The 19,227-nt window shown below is 59.3% G+C and carries 15 protein-coding genes and 1 riboswitch; of the genes, 2 read left to right on the top strand and 13 right to left on the bottom strand.

From position 1 onward, the window contains the following. Positions 1-219: 219 nt before the first annotated feature. The 6 genes from rpsG to M5J09_RS02515 all read right to left on the bottom strand — a co-directional run bounded on the left by rpsG (position 220) and on the right by M5J09_RS02515 (position 4,760). Positions 220-687: a 30S ribosomal protein S7 gene (gene rpsG, locus M5J09_RS02540; RefSeq protein ID WP_042529270.1), complete on the bottom strand. Its 468-nt coding sequence runs from the start codon at positions 685-687 to the stop codon at positions 220-222. A 6-nt stretch (positions 688-693) separates the two neighbouring features. Then, positions 694-1,065: a 30S ribosomal protein S12 gene (gene rpsL, locus M5J09_RS02535; RefSeq protein WP_046648492.1), complete on the bottom strand. Its 372-nt coding sequence runs from the start codon at positions 1,063-1,065 to the stop codon at positions 694-696. Between the two features lie 215 nt (positions 1,066-1,280). Then, positions 1,281-1,850 (bottom strand): isopentenyl transferase family protein, encoded by a 570-nt coding sequence (locus M5J09_RS02530; RefSeq protein ID WP_144791415.1) that lies wholly within the window; start codon positions 1,848-1,850, stop codon positions 1,281-1,283. 55 nt (positions 1,851-1,905) lie between these two features. Next, positions 1,906-2,628 carry an energy-coupling factor transporter transmembrane protein EcfT gene (locus M5J09_RS02525; RefSeq protein ID WP_042533040.1) on the bottom strand — a complete coding sequence of 241 codons (723 nt, stop codon included), beginning with the start codon at positions 2,626-2,628 and terminating at the stop codon, positions 1,906-1,908. Positions 2,629-2,701: 73 nt separating this feature from the next. Next, positions 2,702-4,120: an ABC transporter ATP-binding protein gene (locus M5J09_RS02520; RefSeq protein WP_257156855.1), complete on the bottom strand. Its 1,419-nt coding sequence runs from the start codon at positions 4,118-4,120 to the stop codon at positions 2,702-2,704. A 10-nt stretch (positions 4,121-4,130) separates the two neighbouring features. Then, positions 4,131-4,760 (bottom strand): ECF transporter S component, encoded by a 630-nt coding sequence (locus tag M5J09_RS02515; RefSeq protein WP_257156854.1) that lies wholly within the window; start codon positions 4,758-4,760, stop codon positions 4,131-4,133. Further along, positions 4,749-4,885, bottom strand: a riboswitch (TPP riboswitch). It overlaps the preceding gene by 12 nt. 166 nt (positions 4,886-5,051) lie before the next feature. Here M5J09_RS02515 and M5J09_RS02510 point away from each other — a divergent pair. Further along, entirely contained in the window at positions 5,052-6,092 is a 1,041-nt protein-coding gene (locus M5J09_RS02510) for an acyl-CoA thioester hydrolase/BAAT C-terminal domain-containing protein (RefSeq protein ID WP_257156853.1), read from the top strand. Between the two features lie 759 nt (positions 6,093-6,851). Here the strand turns inward: M5J09_RS02510 and M5J09_RS02505 are convergent. The 3 genes from M5J09_RS02505 to M5J09_RS02495 all read right to left on the bottom strand — a co-directional run bounded on the left by M5J09_RS02505 (position 6,852) and on the right by M5J09_RS02495 (position 15,654). Then, positions 6,852-10,844: a DNA-directed RNA polymerase subunit beta' gene (locus M5J09_RS02505; protein ID WP_257156852.1), complete on the bottom strand. Its 3,993-nt coding sequence runs from the start codon at positions 10,842-10,844 to the stop codon at positions 6,852-6,854. A 92-nt stretch (positions 10,845-10,936) separates the two neighbouring features. Next, positions 10,937-14,416 (bottom strand): DNA-directed RNA polymerase subunit beta, encoded by a 3,480-nt coding sequence (locus M5J09_RS02500; protein WP_042529257.1) that lies wholly within the window; start codon positions 14,414-14,416, stop codon positions 10,937-10,939. Positions 14,417-14,697: 281 nt separating this feature from the next. After that, entirely contained in the window at positions 14,698-15,654 is a 957-nt protein-coding gene (locus M5J09_RS02495; protein ID WP_257156851.1) for a DUF3068 domain-containing protein, read from the bottom strand. A 335-nt stretch (positions 15,655-15,989) separates the two neighbouring features. On the opposite strand from M5J09_RS02495, the gene M5J09_RS02490 reads away from it, so the two are divergent. After that, positions 15,990-17,174, top strand: a complete 1,185-nt coding sequence (locus tag M5J09_RS02490) for an MFS transporter (protein WP_257156850.1) — start codon at positions 15,990-15,992, stop codon at positions 17,172-17,174. A gap of 17 nt (positions 17,175-17,191) precedes the next feature. Here M5J09_RS02490 and M5J09_RS02485 read toward each other — a convergent pair whose 3' ends face one another. From M5J09_RS02485 to rplJ, 4 genes are all read right to left on the bottom strand, one after another. Beyond that, complete coding sequence (locus M5J09_RS02485) at positions 17,192-17,536, bottom strand: HigA family addiction module antitoxin (RefSeq protein ID WP_306557999.1); 345 nt, start codon at positions 17,534-17,536, stop codon at positions 17,192-17,194. Further along, positions 17,514-17,792 (bottom strand): type II toxin-antitoxin system RelE/ParE family toxin, encoded by a 279-nt coding sequence (locus tag M5J09_RS02480; RefSeq protein WP_042529249.1) that lies wholly within the window; start codon positions 17,790-17,792, stop codon positions 17,514-17,516. The genes M5J09_RS02485 and M5J09_RS02480 overlap by 23 nt, the downstream gene beginning before the upstream one ends. A gap of 166 nt (positions 17,793-17,958) precedes the next feature. After that, positions 17,959-18,345 (bottom strand): 50S ribosomal protein L7/L12, encoded by a 387-nt coding sequence (gene rplL, locus M5J09_RS02475; protein WP_039673587.1) that lies wholly within the window; start codon positions 18,343-18,345, stop codon positions 17,959-17,961. Between the two features lie 87 nt (positions 18,346-18,432). Further along, positions 18,433-18,954: a 50S ribosomal protein L10 gene (gene rplJ / locus M5J09_RS02470; protein ID WP_042529246.1), complete on the bottom strand. Its 522-nt coding sequence runs from the start codon at positions 18,952-18,954 to the stop codon at positions 18,433-18,435. Positions 18,955-19,227 lie beyond the last annotated feature (273 nt).

Below are 19,227 nucleotides of genomic sequence, written 5' to 3'. Positions count from 1 at the left end.
TCCCGTTGTGCATGTTACTGCATCCACTATGTGGCCGTGCATGCAGGGCGTTCAATTCCCAGATACAAAAATGGCCCGAACAACGCTATTAAAGTTTGTGGTCCGCACTGTGTGCGCCGCCATACCCCATTAAAGGGCGCCGGCGCGCACTGTTAGTGCAGGTAAACGATGATGTCGTTGTTCGGGCCATGATGCCATATGGCGAATTTTCCGCAGGGATTACCAGCGGTAGTGGGCGAAGGCACGGTTAGCCTCAGCCATCTTGTGAGTATCCTCACGGCGCTTGACGGAAGCACCCAGGCCGTTGGAAGCATCCAGGATCTCGTTAGCGAGACGCTCGATCATGGTGTTCTCACGACGCTGACGGGTGAAGGTCACCAGCCAACGCAGAGCCAGGGTGTTAGCGCGAGCCGGCTTAACCTCAACCGGCACCTGGTAGGTAGCGCCACCCACGCGGCGGGAGCGAACCTCGAGGTCCGGGCGGATGTTGCCCAGAGCCTTCTCCAGGGTGCCAACCGGATCGGTACCGGTCTTCTCGCGGCAAGCCTCGAGAGCACCGTAGACGATGCGCTCGGCGGTGGACTTCTTGCCGTCCAGCAGGATCTTGTTCACGAGCATGGTGACCTGCTCGGAGTTGTAAACCGGGTCCTTAACTACAGGACGCTTCGGTGCAGCATTCTTACGCATTGTTGATTACTGTCCCTTCTTTGCGCCGTAGCGGGAACGAGCCTGCTTACGGTCCTTCACGCCCTGGGTATCCAGTGCGCCACGGATAATCTTGTAACGAACACCCGGGAGGTCCCTCACACGACCACCGCGGACGAGCACCATGGAGTGCTCCTGAAGGTTGTGACCCTCACCCGGAATGTAGGCAGAAACCTCGATACCGGAGGTCAGGCGCACACGGGCAACCTTACGGAGTGCCGAGTTCGGCTTCTTCGGGGTGGTGGTGTACACGCGGGTGCACACGCCGCGGCGCTGCGGGGAGCCCTTGAGGGCGGCCGTAGCAACCTTGGCCTTCTTGTCGTGGCGGCCCTTGCGGACCAGCTGCTGAATAGTTGGCATAGATCTTGTCTTTCTGTATGACTTCGGCTTCTACTGATCAAGGAAGGCGGTCAAACATGCAAAAATAGGGGCTCTTCTCCGGGGCCCTTCCGCATGTCCAGAACTTCCCTCGACCACGAACGGCCGAGAAACTGATCAGACTTTTCATCTCACCAAAGATGAAACCGTTGGTTAGAGTACCACCAGCCCCCTGATCTGCCCAAATCCCAGAGTCGCTAGCTCCATTCCCAGGTCAGGTCGGCCTCAGCGGCCAGCTCGGCGAAGTAATTTTTCTCCTGGTTTTCCCACGTCTCAAACCACTCTTCATAGTCTGGGTCGCGCTCCAGCGCACGCTGGCGGCGCTGCTCGCGGGGGCCATCGATACGCACGGTCACCACAGAACCACGCTGCTGCGCTGCCGCGATGTTCTCCGCAGTGACGCAGCCAACGCCTTCAACGATAAGGTCGTCTCGCACGTCAAGGCTCGCCCAATCCCTAGGTGCGTTGGCCTCCCAATCCCAGCGCCAGTAGCCAGGATTATTCTCTCGCAGGACCTGCTCGGCCACCATGACGGAGCCAGCCTCGAGGCCGTGCCAGCCTGGATAGAACTCGTCGAGGTGCACCACTCGCCACCCAGTGCGCTCGGCTAGGGCCACTGAGGCCCAGGTCTTGCCGGCTCCGGAGGGGCCGTCGATCAACACGGTCACTGGTTTCAGCGGACGTTTTCGCGAGTCGGAGAGCTTGACGACGTCCTCCAACAGCCGTTCCATCTGACTGTTGTAGTCAGCATCTTGCGTGTCCTGCATGTGTTTGTTTTCACCACTTCTGGGTTTGCGCGTGCAGACAAGGTACCGCGGAGGCCTACAGACCGAAGAACCTCCACGAACCACTCAGCACCGAAACTACCACCGGTAGTGCGGCGAGGATCACACCCAGCACCATGACCAGCCAATCTCGTTGGACGAGACGAGAAGGGCGCGCCCATGTGCGTTGGCCGCCTCCCGGCGGGGTTCGGCCAAATCCACGGGCTTCCATCGCGGTAGCCAGTTTTCCGCCTCGGCGCAGCGCTAAGACGAGCAGACCGAAGGACATGGTGATGAGGTGCTTGACACGGCCTTCATCGGTAAGCCCGCGGGCCCGACGCGCCATGCCGAGGTACTGCCAGTCCGACTTAAATAGCGTCATCATGCGCACTCCGGCCACGGCCCCAATGACGAAGCGGGAGGGAAGTTTGAGAATCTGCGAGAGGGCATCTCCCAGTTCCGTGGGATCGATGTCCCGCGCGAGCACCACCATCGGCAGCGCCACTGCCAGCACTCGCAGCGTCATAGCTATGGCCAACTCTATCGAGTTGTCCGTGACCGTGATCAGCCACCAGCTGGCGTACTCCCGCCCGCCAGGAGCGCCGTAGAGCAGCATCGAGATACCGGATAGCGGAGCTATCAGGAACAGGAACCAGCCGGCCTTAATGAGGCGCGGCCAGGACACCCCGCACAACGGGGCGAAAAGCAAGGTCATGCCCAACGAAACCGCCGCCGATACCCAGTCCACAGAGAGCAGCAGCGGGGTGACCCACACGAACATGAGGAAGATGCGTGTCAGCGGATTAACTCCGGACAGCAGCCCAGCAGACCACGTGTTCTGACCAGTTTGCGTCTCAGTCACGGGTCACCTCCACGCGGTGATCACCAAGAGCAGAAATAAATAGTGGGTCGTGGGTAACGGAGGCAATGGTCGTGCCTTCATCGGCCATGCGACGTAGCAGCCCCACCAGCTCGCTAAAGGTGTGGGGATCTTGGCCGAACGTGGGTTCGTCGAGAAGCAGCACGTCCGGAGCACTCACCAGTGCCGTCGCCACGGACAACCGGCGCTTCTCCCCTCCTGACAAAGTGAAAGGATTGGTGTTGAGGAGGTGGCCTAAACGGAGGACTTCGACAAGCTCAGCGATACGCTCTTCCGGGATCTCACGGCGCATGACTTTCGGACCCACGCGCAGCTCCTCCGCCACCGTACGGGCAACGAATTGGTGTTCCGGGTTCTGGAACACGAACCCGATGCGATCCGCAAGTTCCCGAGACTTCCACGTCAGTGGCGAGCCTTTCAATCCCCGCCGCACGAAGTCCGCAACACCAATGTCGCCCGATTGGGCAGGCAGGAGCCCTGCCACTGTCATCATCCATGTCGTCTTGCCCGCGCCATTCGGCCCGGTCAGCACCGTCGATGCACCCTGGGGCAGCGCATAAGAGCGCGGCGGCCCGAAGCGTGTCACCAAGTCCATGCTCCACAGGGCAGGCTCGCTGTGCTTGTCGACGCCCCTCGCCGACGGCAAGTCAGTAACGATACGGTCCGAGACGACGTCATCAAGCTGCCCATCCGCCACGATCCGCCCATCCTTGAGCTCGATGGCCCGATCGAGTACGCCTTTCCACGCGGCATGCTGATGCTCGACCACAACGAGTGTGGCACCCGTGCGCTCCACCATCGTGGCGACGGCTTCGATAACGTCGCGCGCACCTTCCGGATCTAGGTTCGCCGTGGGCTCATCCAGCAACACCACGCCAGCGCCCATTGCGATGACACCGGCGAGCGCCAAGCGCTGCTTCTGTCCACCGGACAGCTGCGCGGTGGGAAAATCGAGGCTGACATAAGGACCCACCATTTCCAGCGCGGAGCGAACACGCTGCCAGATTTTTTCACGTGGGTAGGCAAGATTTTCACAGCCAAATGCCGCGTCATCGCCCACTCGTGCCGCAATTACCTGGGAGTCCGGATCTTGGAGCACCAAGCCCACCGGGATGGTGCGGCCGGGCTGCTCAACATTTCCATCAGCACCCTCGAGAAGGATCTCCCCCACACGAGTTCCTTCATCATCCCCGCCGAGGACGCCTGCAATAGCAGCAAGCAGCGTGGATTTGCCCGAACCGGAATCGCCGCACAGCAGCACCTTCTCCCCCGGTTCAATGACAAAGTCAATATCCGCTAGGGCTGCCGCGGTGCGGCCCGCGTGGGTCCAGCCATAGCCGCGGGCGGTCACCTTCGTGGCGCCCGGCCCTGCTACATCTTGTGTGTCACGCATGCGTAGTGTTTTACGCAGAATGCTGTTCACGGCCGACCGCAAAGCGATCGAGTGCGCCGGTCTTGGCCAGTGCCTTCACCACGATGTAGCCCACCGCACCGGCCAAAATAGCGCCGGAGATACTCAGGGTAACCAAGTAGATGAGGTTGAACTGCAGGGTCTTGCCCAGGTTTCCCGAGGTAAACAGCTCCAGCACGAAGGCACCCCAACCAGCCGCCATGCCACCAAGCATCGCAATGCCCAGGCTGAAGCGTCGGTACAGGAAGATAGCTAACACAATCTCCACTCCTATGCCTTGCGCGAGACCGGAGTACACCGTGCTAGGGCCCCATTGGGAGCCCAACACCGCGGACACAATGGCCGCCAGCAGCTCCACGTAGAGCGCCGCGCCCGGCTTGCGGATAATCAAGCCACCGATGACGCCACCGATGAGCCAGATACCGGTGGCTATACCACCCAGGCCCGGCGTGAGCGCATCCATGGCTTGGAACCAGGCATACCCCACCGTGTTCCATGCCAAGAAGATGACACCACAGGCCACACCCAATACGGATGCCACCACGATGTCAACGATGCGCCAGTTCAGGCTCCGCTGAGGCGCCGCGGCCGACGATGCACCACTAGTAGATACAGAACTCATTTTTCCTCCCTCTCGCCGGCATTACCCGGATCAGGTTCGACGGTTCGCCGCCCCTCGGCGGCATCTCAGCCTCCTCCCGTGCGCTGGGAAGCACGTGCGGACAGGAAGCACCCGTGACGTTGTGTAGTTAAAAGCGGCCAGCACCTCACAGCGCCGACCCAGAAAGCTCAAAAGCACTGACAGCTTAGCAAGCAGCCCCGATAAGGGCACATCCAGCACCTTCAGCACTTCCACGCAATACAATGGAGATAGCGGCACATGTCACATCAGGCAGTAAAGGAGACATTTGCCATGCGAGCTATCAAAGTTGTTCTCACGATCTTAGGGATTCTTCTCCTATGCTTGGTCCTCCTGATCGCTGGTGTATGGATTGTCCGTTCCATCAACGTCAATCGTTACGCAATCCCGGAAAACCCCGAGGGCGGGGATGAACGAATTCTCAGCGAGAACGGCGTGGAGAAAATCAACGGCGACTACATGAAGGGGTTCCACCTCTCGCCGCTTGGTGACGCCCACCCCGGCACGGTCGTCGTCTTCGGTGGCTCCGACGGCGGCGCCAACGTGGAACAGGCTCAACTCCTCCGCGATAACGGCTACGATGTGCTCGACCTCTACTTCTTTGGACAACCCGGCCAAAAGGAGTTTATTGATGAAGTCCCACTCGAATTCTTTGATGAGGTCATTGCCTATGCCAACGAGAAGGGCAATGGTGTTCAACCGCTGACCGTCATCGGCACCTCAAAGGGCGCGGAGCTCACTGCAAACTTGGCGGCACGCTACCCAGAGATCAGCAACATTGTGCTCTACGCCCCTGGGGATCACACGTACGGCAACCTCAACTACCAGCGTGATACCGGCACACGGAGCAGCTTTACATGGAAGGGCGAACCCGTCCCCTTTGCTGCTGAGCAGGGAGCCGAGTTTGGCAAATTTGCTGCTGAGCAGGGAGCCGAGTTTGGCAAACTCATGACACGCTTGGCCCTTGGTCTGCCGGTGTCCTATCGCGCTAGCTATGAAGCCATCGCCGTCGCTGCCGGCCCAGAAACCGTCATTGACCTCAGCCAGTTCGATGGCCATGGCCTCCTCTTCGCCGGGACGGAGGACGCAATGTGGCAAGCCGATGTTGCCGCCAAGGCTCTGAACGAGCAGAACGACGACCTTGAACCTCACATCTACGAGGGCGCCGGCCACCTTTTTCACGAGAATATTGATGAGCTTGTCGGCCCCTCCTGGGAAACCATGATGGGCGGGACCGTGGAGGCCAACCGTGAGGCAAAGCTGGAGTCTGACAAGATTTTGCTCGAACGCCTCGAAGAATGGCATGAGAGCTAAAAGTCGCGTCCGCTAGCCTCTCCCCCACCCCCGCTTACTCACATCGGCCCTAAAACTGCGCAGTACCCCGTCGCGTCCTCTGACCTACGCGACGGGGTACATGAAGCCGGCTCTTAGTGCACCGACCACCATGGGAACTCTCGTTGAGTGCTTAAGGAAAGGAGAAAGCTTCTCGGGAGTACCCAAGTCTTTTGGGGAACATCTCTGCGCCACTTCAGCGCATTCAATTACATACTTAGTATTGATTTTTAACTGATCGTTTGCTGAGAATAGTCCCCCGCTACCACGGACGCAAGTAATAAAGGTATTCCCTGCTCATGGACTGAACTACGAGCGGAACATGCCACCCTACGCCGGCAAGTACATTCGATCCGCTTCTCGCACACGTGCACGAAATAATGTTTCCGGTGTTATCCCTACCGTCGTCGCGTTCTCCGCTTGAGACACTAACCCCACAAATCCCAATCCCGGGCATAGAGCACCCCTCAGAGTTGCTAAGCAACGCTGAGTACGGGGCAACGTCTCCCTTCCTCCCCCATATACCCAGTTTCGCCCCTGAGTAAAAGGGCTTATCGACAAATTAGCAATCAATTATGGCAGCTCATGCCATAAATTTCTGTTAATGGTATTAACATTGCTGATGGCATTGAGTGGCTCTACGCACCACGCAAAAATACCCCCGCCCGCCCAAGTTAGGGCGAACGGGGGCATTTCTCTCGTGCGCTAATCACGAACTACGCACAGTAACTGCTCATCACCTTAGAAGGTGTAATCCTCCTCCAGCGGCACGGAGGCGCCGGTGAACTCACCGAAGCCATCGTCGCCGTAGATGGAATCACCGTAGGTCGGAATGGAGTACGCAGCATTGCGTGCAGCCTCGGTCGGCTTAACGCTGATGTTGCGGTAGCGGGAAATACCGGTACCGGCCGGAATCAGCTTACCGATGATGACATTCTCCTTCAGACCGATGAGCTGATCCGAGCGCTTGTTGATGGCGGCGTCGGTAAGCACGCGCGTGGTCTCCTGGAAGGAAGCCGCAGACAGCCAGGACTCCGTAGCCAGCGAGGCCTTGGTGATACCCATGATCTCACTGCGCAGCTGAGCCGGCTGACCACCCTCAGCAACCTGAGCGGCGTTGACCTGCTTGGCCTCCGAAAGGTCAATGAGGTTACCCGGCAGCAGGTCGGTGGTACCAGCGTCGATGACGGTACCGCGACGCAGCATCTGACGGATGATGATCTCAATGTGCTTGTCGTGGATGGCCACACCCTGTGCACGGTAGACAGCCTGGACCTCATCAATGAGGTGCTTCTCCACACCACGGCGGCCGAGAACCTCAAGCACATCGTGCGGATCAGCGGCACCGCGCATGAGACGGTCACCGGTGGTTACGTGGTCACCATCGCGCAAAGAACGCTCGATCATGGCATCCGGGTTCGACTCCATCGGGCGACGGACCTGAGCCAGTCCCTGACGCTTCGAGAGCTTCTCATAAACCACGTTGTCGGAACCGTCATCCGGAGTGATGGTCAGAGTCCAGAAGTTGCCCTCATCGGACAGGGACACGGTGCCGTCGACGGATGCAATCGGGGCGCGGTTCTTCGGGTTACGAGCCTCGAAGAGCTCCTGAACACGCGGCAAACCACCGGTAATATCGCCACCGACACCACCTTGGTGGAAGGTACGCATGGTCAGCTGGGTACCCGGCTCACCAATGGACTGGGCGGCCACAATACCGACAGCCTCGCCGATATCAACGAGCTGACCAGAAGCCATGGACTTGCCGTAGCACTTCGCACAAACGCCGGCTGGGGTCTGGCAGGTCAGCACGGAGCGAACCTTAATCTCGGTAACACCAGCGCGCAGGATCTCTGCGGTGAGCTCCTCAGTCAGGTCGGTGCCAGCCTCAGCAACAACGGTGCCGTCCTCAGCCTTGACGTCAGAAGCGACAACACGACCAGAAGCGGAGGTCTCCCACAGCTCATCGAATACCGGGGTGCCGTTAACCAGCTCGCCCAGCGGAACGCGGACGCCCTGGCGGGTGCCACAATCCTTTTCGCGGACGATGACATCTTGTGCCACGTCGACAAGACGACGGGTGAGGTAACCAGAGTCGGCGGTACGCAGTGCGGTATCCGCCAGACCCTTACGGGAGCCGTGGGAGTTGTTGAAGTACTCCAGAACCGACAGACCTTCACGGAAGGAGGTCTTAATCGGACGGGTGATGTAGTCACCCTTGGAGTTCACAACCATGCCCTTCATACCGGCCAGGGTCCAGATCTGACGCATGTTACCGGCTGCACCGGACTTCACGATCATCGGAATCGGGTTGTCATCCGGGTACATGTTCTCGACGGCCTCACCGACGGTGTCGGTAGCGTCCTTCCAGAGCTCAACCAGGCGGTCGTAGCGCTCGCGCTCGGTCAGAGCACCCTGCTCCCAGTACTTGCGCTCGATGCGCTCTGCTTCCTTCTCATAGGACTCGAGAACCTCGGTCTTGTTCGGGAGGACCAGAACGTCGTGCATGGTGATGGTCACGCCAGAACGGGTAGCCCAGTAGAAGCCAGCGTCCTTCATCTTGTCCAGAACCTGGGCAACGGTGATCATCGGGTACTTCGCAGCAAGGTCATTAATGACATCACCGAGGAGCATCTTGTTGGCGGAACCGCCCTTACGGACCATGACGCCCTCAAGGTACGGGTAGTTCCACGGCAGCAAGTCATTGAACATGATGCGGCCAAGGGTGGTCTCCGCCATCCAGGCCTGCCCCTTCTGCCAGCCATCGGGGAACTGCTCTGCCTCGATGTCTGCCGGCGGACGCAGGTGAGAAATACGGACCTTGATCGGAGCCTGCAGGCCCAGTACGCCACGGTCACGAGCCATGATGGCCTCTGCGTAGGAGGAGTACACGCCCTGTGCCGGTCCGTTCTCGTTTGCGGGAGCGTAAGCTCCCGCGCCACCGATCTCGTCCTCACCCTTGTCCATGGTGAGGTAGTACAGGCCGGTCACCATATCCAGACGCGGCATAGCAAGCGGCTTACCGGATGCTGGAGACAGAATGTTGTTGGACGCCAGCATGAGAACGCGGGCCTCAGCCTGTGCCTCAGCGGACAGTGGCAGGTGGACTGCCATCTGGTCACCGTCGAAGTCGGCGTTGAAGGCCTCGCAGGCCAGCGGGTGCAGCTGAATTGCCTTACCCTCAACGAGCTTCGGCTCGAAGGCCTGAATACCCAGGCGGTGCAGGGTTGGAGCACGGTTCAGCATGACAGGGTGCTCAGAAATAGCTTCTTCAAGGACGTCCCACACCTCAGGGCGCTGACGCTCCACCATGCGCTTGGCGGACTTGATGTTCTGAGCGTAGTCGTTCTCCACCAGACGCTTCATGACGAATGGCTTGAACAGCTCCAGCGCCATGAGCTTCGGCAGACCACACTCGTGCAGCTTGAGCTGTGGACCGACGATAATAACGGAACGGCCAGAGTAGTCAACACGCTTACCCAGCAGGTTCTGACGGAATCGGCCCTGCTTACCCTTGAGCAAGTCAGACAGCGACTTCAGCGGGCGGTTGCCCGGGCCGGTGACCGGACGGCCGCGACGGCCGTTGTCGAAGAGCGCGTCGACGGACTCCTGCAGCATGCGCTTCTCGTTGTTCACGATGATCTCGGGGGCGCCGAGGTCGATCATGCGCTTGAGGCGGTTGTTGCGGTTGATCACACGGCGGTACAGGTCATTGAGGTCGGAGGTGGCGAAGCGGCCACCGTCCAGCTGCACCATCGGGCGCAGCTCCGGCGGGATCACCGGGATAGCATCAAGCACCATGCCAGCCGGGTCGTTACCCGAGCGCAGGAAGGCCGCGACGACCTTGAGGCGCTTCAGGGCACGCATCTTCTTCTGACCCTTGCCGTTGTTGATGATTTCCTTGAGCTCCTTGGCCTCAGACTCGAGGTCGAAGTTGCGGATGAGGGTCTGGATGGCCTCAGCACCCATACCGCCGGTGAAGTAATCCTCGTAGCGGTCAACGAGCTCTTCGTAGATGGTCTCATCGATGATCATCTGCTTCGGAGCAAGCTTGATGAAGGTGTTCCAGATTTCGTCGAGGCGAGCGACCTCGCGCTCACCGCGCTCGCGGATGTGCTGCATCTCCTTGTCGGCAGCGTTCTGGACCTTGCGGCGGGCGTCGGCCTTGGCGCCGGCGGCTTCGAGCTCAGCCAGATCCTGCTCGAGCTTGGCAGCGCGCTCAGCGATCTCGGACTCGACGTCATCCTCCACGTCCTTCTTCTCCAGAAGCATTTCTGCCTCAAGAGTGGACTGATCATTGTGGCGAGCTTCCTCGTCCACGGAGGTGATGATGTTGGCAGCGAAGTAAATGATGCGCTCAAGATCCTTCGGAGCCAGGTCCAGCAGGTAGCCCAAGCGGGACGGAACGCCCTTGAAGTACCAGATGTGGGTAACCGGCGCGGCCAGCTCGATGTGGCCCATGCGCTCACGGCGAACCTTGGACTTGGTCACCTCGACGCCGCAGCGCTCACAGATGATGCCCTTGTAGCGGACACGCTTGTACTTACCGCAGGAGCACTCCCAGTCGCGGGTCGGACCGAAGATGCGCTCGCAGAAGAGGCCGTCCTTCTCTGGCTTGAGGGTTCGGTAGTTAATGGTCTCAGGCTTCTTAACCTCGCCCTTAGACCAGCGGCGGATGTCCTCGGCGGTGGCCAGACCGATACGGAGCTCGTCGAAGAGATTTACGTCAAACACGTAATGTCTCCCTTTCATCCCCCTGGCGGGGGAAGTTGATGGCTTTTATGAGTTAGTGATTCGTTATGCCCGCCTAGCGGCGGACCGAGAAGCTAGGCGATATCGGCGTCGGAGCGCTCGTCGCGAGACAGGTTAATGCCCAGGGACGGAGCGCCGTCCATGTCGTCATCGTCGGAACCAGACAGTTCCATCGGAGTACCGTCCGTGGAGAGAACCTCCACGTTGAGGCACAAGGACTGCAGCTCCTTGAGGAGGACCTTGAAGGACTCCGGAATACCCGGATCCGGGATGTTATCGCCCTTGACGATTGCCTCGTAGACCTTGACGCGGCCGACGACGTCATCGGACTTGATGGTCAGGAGCTCCTGCAGGGTGTAGGCAGCGCCATAAGCCTGCATTGCCCACACCTCCATCTCACCGAAGCGCTGGCCACCGAACTGTGCCTTACCACCCAGCGGCTGCTGGGTAATCATGGAGTACGGGCCGGTGGAACGAGCGTGAATCTTCTCGTCGACGAGGTGGTGCAGCTTGAGCATGTACATGTAGCCCACGGAAACCGGGTACATGTACGGCTCGCCGGAGCGACCATCGAAGAGACGGGCCTTACCGTGCTCATCCACCATGACGTCACCATCGCGGTTCGGCTTGGAGGACGCCAGCAGGCGAGAGATTTCCTCGTTGGTGGCGCCGTCGAAGACCGGGGTTGCGGTGAGGGACTCCGGCGGGACGTCGTACAGCTCTTCCGGCAGCTTCTTCAGCAGATCGGCGTTGGCCGGATCCTCGGTATCAATCTTCCAACCAGCGTGAGCCAGCCAGCCGAGGTGAACCTCAAGAACCTGACCAATGTTCATACGACGCGGCACACCGTGGGTGTTGAGGATGATGTCCACCGGGGTGCCATCCTCCATGAACGGCATATCCTCCGGCGGGAGAATCTTGCCCACAACACCCTTGTTGCCGTGGCGGCCGGCCAGCTTATCGCCGTCCTGGATCTTGCGCTTCTGAGCCACGTAAACGCGGATCATCTCGTTGACGCCCGGGGCCAGATCGTCGTCATCCTCGCGGGAGAAGCGGGACACGCCGATAACCTTACCGGTCTCACCGTGCGGAACCTTCATGGAGGTATCGCGGACCTCACGGGCCTTCTCACCGAAGATGGCGCGCAGCAGGCGCTCCTCCGGGGTCAACTCGGTCTCACCCTTCGGGGTGACCTTACCCACCAGGATGTCGCCGGCGCGGACATCAGCACCGATGCGGACGATGCCGCGCTCGTCGAGGTCACGCAGGACGTCATCGGAGACGTTCGGGATCTCGCGGGTGATCTCCTCCGGGCCCAGCTTGGTATCGCGAGCATCAATCTCGTGCTCCTCGATGTGGATCGAGGTGAGGATATCCTCCTCCACGATGCGCTGGTTGAGGATGATGGCGTCCTCGTAGTTGTGGCCTTCCCACGGCATGAAGGCAACCAGGAGGTTGCGGCCGAGGGACATCTCACCGTTGTGGGTACCGGGGCCGTCAGCAAGCACCTGGCCCGCCTCCACACGGTCACCCAGGGACACCAGCGGGGTCTGGTTGTAGTTGGTGTTCTGGTTGGTGCGCTCGAACTTGCGCAACATGTAAGTATCGCGCTGGCCTTCATCATCCATGATGGTGATGAGGTCGGCGGTGACGTTCTCCACCACACCGGCCTTCGGAGTGATGATGAGGTCACCGGCGTCGTACGCAGCGCGCTGCTCCATACCGGTACCCACGTACGGGGCCTCGGAACGCACCAGCGGCACAGCCTGACGCTGCATGTTCGCGCCCATGAGGGCACGGTTAGCATCGTCGTGCTCGAGGAACGGAATCATGGCGGTTGCCACGGACACCATCTGGCGCGGGGAAACGTCAACGTAGTCCACGCCCGCGGCGTCGGTCACGCCGATGTCACCGTCCTTGAGACGGACCTCGATACGGTCGCCGGTCAGGGTGCCGTCGGCATCCTTCTCGACCTCAGCCTGGGCGATGGCAAAGCGATCCTCTTCATCAGCGGTGAGGTACTCGACCTGGTCGGTGACCTTACCGTCCACGACCTTGCGGTACGGGGTCTCGATGAAGCCAAAGGCGTTGACGCGTGCGTAGGACGCCAGCGAGCCGATCAGACCAATGTTCGGACCCTCAGGAGTCTCAATCGGGCACATGCGGCCGTAGTGCGAGGCGTGAACGTCTCGCACCTCAATGCCGGCGCGCTCACGAGACAGACCGCCCGGGCCCAGCGCAGACAGGCGGCGCTTGTGGGTCAAGCCGGACAGGGAGTTGTTCTGGTCCATGAACTGCGAGAGCTGGGAGGTACCGAAGAACTCGCGGATGGCAGCAGAAACCGGACGGACATTAATCAGGGAAGTCGGGGTAATCGACTCAGCATCCTGAGTGGTCATGCGCTCGCGGACAACACGCTCCATGCGGGACAGGCCGACGCGGACCTGGTTTTGGATGAGCTCGCCCACGGTGCGCAGGCGGCGGTTGCCAAAGTGGTCGATGTCGTCGGTGTGGATGGAGATGGTCTCACCGTTCGGGGCCTTCATCTCACGCTCGCCTGCATGCAGGCGCACGAGATACTCGAGGGTGACAGCGATGTCTTCCTCAGTCAGGGTCATCAGACCCTCGTGGTCGCCGCCGAGACCCAGCTTGCGGTTGACCTTGTAACGGCCGACCTTAGCCAAGTCATAGCGCTTGGCGCGGAAGAAGGAGTTGTCCAGCAGGGCCTGCGCGAGGTCACGGGTGGGCTGCTCGCCCGGGCGCTGCTTACGGTAGATCTCCAGGAGAGCCTCATCGGTGTTAGCCACGCCATCGGACTCGAGGGTGGACATCATGAGCTCGGAGAAGCCGAAGCGCTCCTTGATCTGCTCCTCGCTCCAGCCGAGCGCCTTGAGCAGCACGGTGACCGGCTGGCGGCGCTTGCGGTCAATACGAACGCCGACGGTGTCGCGCTTGTCGACGTCGAACTCGAGCCATGCACCGCGGGAAGGAATGACCTTCACAGAGTGCAGCGGGCGCTCAGTGGACTTGTCGATGGTCTGATCAAAGTAGACGCCCGGGGAACGCACGAGCTGCGAGACAATAACGCGCTCGGTTCCGTTCACGATGAAGGTGCCCTTATCAGTCATCATCGGGAAGTCACCGATGAAGACGGTCTGGGACTTAATCTCCTGGGTGTCGTTGTTAATGAATTCTGCGGTGACGTACAGTGGCGCCGAGTAGTTGATGTCCTTCTCTTTACACTCGTCCACGGTGTTCTTCACCGGCTCGAAGCGAGGCTCCGACAGGGACAGGGACATGTTGCCCGAGTAGTCCTGGATCGGAGAAAGCTCCTCGAGGATATCCTCAAGGCCGCTCGTCACGCGTGCATCATCGCCGCGCTCTGCCTGCTCGCGTTCGCGCCATTCGGGGGTACCGATGAGCCACGCGTAAGAATCGAGTTGTAGATCGAGGAGGCCCGGGACGGCGATGGGTTCGCTGATTTTAGCGAAGGAGTATCGCTTCGGGGCTCCAGGGATGTTGGCCACTGACTTGGTCTGGCGGGAGACTGCCAAGATGGGTCCTTCCAGTACCTCTGGCGGATTGCGTCCCCACCCTGGCCGGTGAGGTGCAAAACCGCTGGTAGATTTAGCATTCGGTCTGCTGTGGAATAGCTGGGTTTAGAATGCACAAAATCACCTTGTCAAGTCGGTTTTTCCATCACCGCTCGAAAGGCTAAATGTGCACTAAAGATCCAGATTCCAGCGCAACGAAATAGCCTATAGCATAATGGCAGCCTTGTAAAGGCGAAACGCACTTCTGGCGTGTCGCTACACCGATTCGCGCGTCCGGAAGGTTAGCGGGAGTGGCGCTGTGCGGGACGTCGGAAAGCACCCAGCGCCCCGAACAACACCAGAATCGCGCCACTGCCGACGCCACCCCAGCGCACCCACTGCCCCACCGCACTGCGCGGGAATCGCTCTGCCTGCTGGAGCAACTCCGTGCGGGATTGCTCGTCGGTGGCACCGTTAAAGGCAAACTGCACCTCGCGCTCGTTGCCTTCGCGGTCGGCCCAGTAGTCACGCACGTCGACGTCCATGCCCACGACGAGTCCAGTGGCCTGGTCCACGAAGAGGTCCCGTGTTGCGGCGTGGAAGAGGTAACCCTGCTCTGTGGAGCCATCCTCGTTGCTCAAAGTAGTGGTCGTGTTGCCCGCATAAAGAGTAGCCACGTTGGTGGGCTCGATCTCTTGGCGGTAGCGGTAGACGGTGCGGCCGTCGATGTCGAGGGACTCCTCAAACACTGCGTCCGCTGCTGTGCGCAGTACCGGGTCAAACACTGGATAGGTGGTCTGCTCGGCATCGGCTGGCAGCTTGAGCCAATAGCCTTCGACTGGGACCTCCGCCGTGGGCGAGCCCATAGTGTGGGAAAGCGCCGCCGGACCCGTCGCCTCACCACTAAGGCGATCGACGGGATAGGCCCACACGCGGGCAAAGCTCAAATCCTCCACGTTTCCCGTGCCCCCGCGGATGGCGGACTCCCCCACCCGAAGTGTTGCGGTGTCCTTGTCCGCCGGCTCCTGAATGTCCATGTTGAGCTGATAGGTCATGGGCCCCTCATACTGCGAGACGCCCTCCGCGGACAGCGCCTGCGCAGTGGCGTTCTCATCGTGCATCGTCCACGTAGTGCCCTCGATATCCAGCGGCAGCCGCGGACTAAAACTCAAGAAGCTCGACGCCGCCAGGCCAGCAGCAATCAGCGCAACGCCGAGGCCGAGCAGGAGGACGGAGAAGATGCGGGACTTGGGCAGCATGGTGGCTTATCCTACCGATTCATTTGCTCAACACACACTTCCAGAAACAAGAACTTAAAACTTTTGTAGGATACCTGGATCCAAAGTGATCATGTAAATTCGAATTACCGCAAGTAATGCGCATCACATTATTAGGAGGTTTTACGGCCTTCTCTCTTTCGGGAGAACATCATCGCTGACAACGCGGGACTAGATTGGTGATCTTTCCCCTGGGGCATGCTAATTGAAATAGGGCCTAGAGACGTCTGAGATCGCTTTTTGGAGGAACATTGAATACCAATAAAGTCGATCGCACCAACCTAAGTGATTTTAGACTATTCCTGTGGTCAGACCTTGTGGCTCAGATAGCTGGGGTAGGAGCCGGGCTTGCTATTCCGGCGGTCACTCTACGTTTGAGCGATAGTCTTACCCTTGCCGGCCTGTATGGAACCATCACTGGAATTGCGGCACTAGCGGGCGGCATCATTGGCGGCTCTCTTGCGGATATGTGGCGCCGCAAGCCACTCATCATTGTGACCAACGCGCTGGCTGGGGTACTCAACCTCGCGTTAGCGGGTCTCATCCTCTCCGGAGGCTTCTCCCCCATCCTCTTCGGCATGCTTCTCGGGAGCATGATGCTCTTTTACCGAATTGGTCAAGCTTGTGCCGACCCTTGCCTGCCCCAGCTGGTTGAGGAAGAACAACTCGCCGCCAAACAAGGGCTCATCCAAGCGCGCCTGCAATTTGCGGGACTCATCGGCCCCACCGTGGGCGGCGCACTTCTAGAAGTCAATCTGGCGCTGCCCTTTGTGTTTGTAGGCCTGGCAAATTTCCTCACCATTGTCTTCTTCCTCTTTATCAAGGCTAGCCTAGACCCCGCAAAGAAGGCAGGGAACAAGCTCCTACGCACGACGAAGGAAGGCTTAGCCATTGTCGCTCGCTCGCCCCTACTTCGCGGGCTCATTGCCATGCAAACGCTGTCAAACTGCGCAATTAACGGCTCACTATTCATGGCTGTCCTCATACTGGAGGAGGGGAACAACCCTGGATGGGTAACGGGTCTAGCCCGCACGTCCATTGGCCTCATCGGGATTGTGGGTGCTTTGTCGACGGGCTGGCTGCAGAAGAAGTTCTCCTTCGCAGCCCTTCAGGTAGGCACGTGTGTCTGGGTTGCTGCGTCAATCGCCTGTGGCGCCCTGCTCAGCTCCAGCCTGTTGATGATCATCCCGCTAGGACTATCCGTTCTTACAGCCCCAGCCGCCGGCGCGGTAACCTATGCCGCACTCCACAGGCTTATGGCTGAAGAAACATTTGGCCGAGTCACCAATATCCAAATGAGCACCGTTGTCTCACTCTCCAGTGTATGGTCGACCCCTCTGGCCGCGCTGTCTCATCGCTGGTCATTGACCACTGGATTATGGGCCAATGCGCTTGCCGGGATCCTCGCTATCGGGCCCGCCCTCATCTTTGTGCGCAGAGCCGATCGCGCCCTTGCACAAGCAGACGCGAAGGAGAAAAAGGACTCCCCTAGCCACTCATGAGCGCAAGTCAACTGTTTCTATGAGTGAGAGTCGTCTTCTTCTTTGTGATCCCACGGGACGATGGCGCTGATATCCGTGGTCTGGCGAGCTTTCCAGAGATCGTATTCCTCTTGAAGTCCGAGCCAGAACTCCGCGGAGTTCCCAAAGTAGGCCGACAAACGCAACGCCATATCGGCACTGATACCGAGCGCGCCGCGGGTAATTTTGGAGACTTGGGAACGGGTAGTGCCAATGTCACTGGCCAGACGATACTGGGTGATACCACAGGGTTTGAGGAATTCTAGGAGAAGGATTTCCCCAGGATGCGGAACGGGAACCACATCAATATGAGTATGCGCTTCAGTGGTAGTCGATAAAGTCAACGTCAACAGCTCCTTCGTGCGTCCATTTGAATATGATGCGCCACTGCGAATTGACGCGAATTGAGTAGTAGCCCTCTAGGTCACCTTTTAGCTTCTCCAACCGATTTGCCGGAGGTATCCGAAGGTCCGTGACGCTTACGGATCGCCCGATCATGAGCAACTTGCGTCGTACTACTGAGCGTAACTCCGATGGGATATATCGCGGCGGAACGCCATCCTGATGAAATCGCTCGAGACTTCGCCGACGAAATTGCACATCCCCATAGTGTCATCTATTGATACTAGTGTCAATAGATGACACTAGAGGCATAAAACCGGGGTTTCCACCAAAACGGGAACAACCCCGCTCCGCGCAGTGCGGAACGGGGTTGTGGGTACGCAGCACGTGTGCCGCGCGGAAAAGCTGAAGTAATTCAGGTGAATTACTTGAGCTCGACGGAAGCGCCAGCCTCTTCGAGCTTAGCCTTAGCAGCCTCAGCGTCGTCCTTGGAAGCGCCCTCGAGGATAGCCTTCGGAGCACCCTCAACCATTTCCTTGGCTTCCTTCAGGCCCAGGCCGGACACGATCTCGCGGACAGCCTTAATAACGCCGATCTTCTTAGCGCCAGCGTCGGTCAGAACGACGTCGAACTCGGTCTTCTCTTCCTCAGCAGCACCGCCGGCAGCCGGGGCACCAGCAGCAACGGCAGCAACCGGAGCAGCAGCCTCAACGTCGAAGACCTCCTCGAATTCCTTAACGAACTCGGAGAGCTCGATGAGGGTCATTTCCTTGAAAGCTTCAATGAGCTCGTCCTTGGTGAGCTTAGCCATGATTGGCATCCTTTCTCAGTGTTCCTGGCCGCCCTAGGCAGCCAGATGAATTTGTGTGTGTGTAATTGTGCGCCGTTAATCGGCGTCTTAAGCTTCCGCAGCCTTCTTGTCCTGCAGGGCCGCAGCGGTGCGGACCATCTTGGTTGCAGGAGCGTTGAATACGGCGGCAGCCTTTGCCATAGAACCCTTCATGGCGCCAGCCAGCTTGGCGAGAGTGGTCTCGCGGTTGTCCAGCTTGGAGATGGCCTCAACCTGGTCGGCAGACAGTGCGTTGCCGTCCATGTAGCCACCCTTGATAACGAGTGCCTTGTTGTCATCAGCGAACTTGGTGATGACCTTCGCAGCATCCACTGCCTCGCCCTTGATGAACGCAATAGCGGTTGGGCCAGTCAGGTGCTCGTCAAGACCCTCGATGCCAGCTTCGTTGGCAGCGATCTTGAAAAGGGTGTTCTTGGCGACGGAGTACTCAACGTCAAAGCCGAGGTTGTTACGCAGCTCCTGGAGCTGACCCACGGTCAGGCCGCGGTACTCAGTGAGCACGATGGAGTGAGCACCATCGAGCTTCTCCTTTAGCTTTGCCAGGTCTGCAGTGTTCTTCGGGTTTGCCATTTTCTACTTCGCCTCCTTTCGAAACATTTATTGTGTTTTCCGCCGGGACTCTTCCTGCCCCAGCCGCCGGAGATGGCGACCGAAACAACAAAAGCCCCGTGCAAGAGCACAGGGCGCGCGCGGAAATCCGCGGTAATTCGCAAAGTGTCTCCTGCGTGGGCCGCCCTCGTGGATGAGGAACCTTCGATCCGTAAATCCGGATGACCGACGGTCTTCGGTGAACTTTGACTCGACCTCCGTGGGCCGTTCAAACTTCGCTAGGTACTTTACAAC

The sequence above is a fragment of the Corynebacterium sp. BF-R-2 genome (assembly GCF_024586525.1).
Classification (GTDB): domain Bacteria; phylum Actinomycetota; class Actinomycetes; order Mycobacteriales; family Mycobacteriaceae; genus Corynebacterium; species Corynebacterium singulare.
Note: the sequence above shows the minus strand (reverse complement) of the source record. Positions and strands in the feature narration are given on the sequence as shown.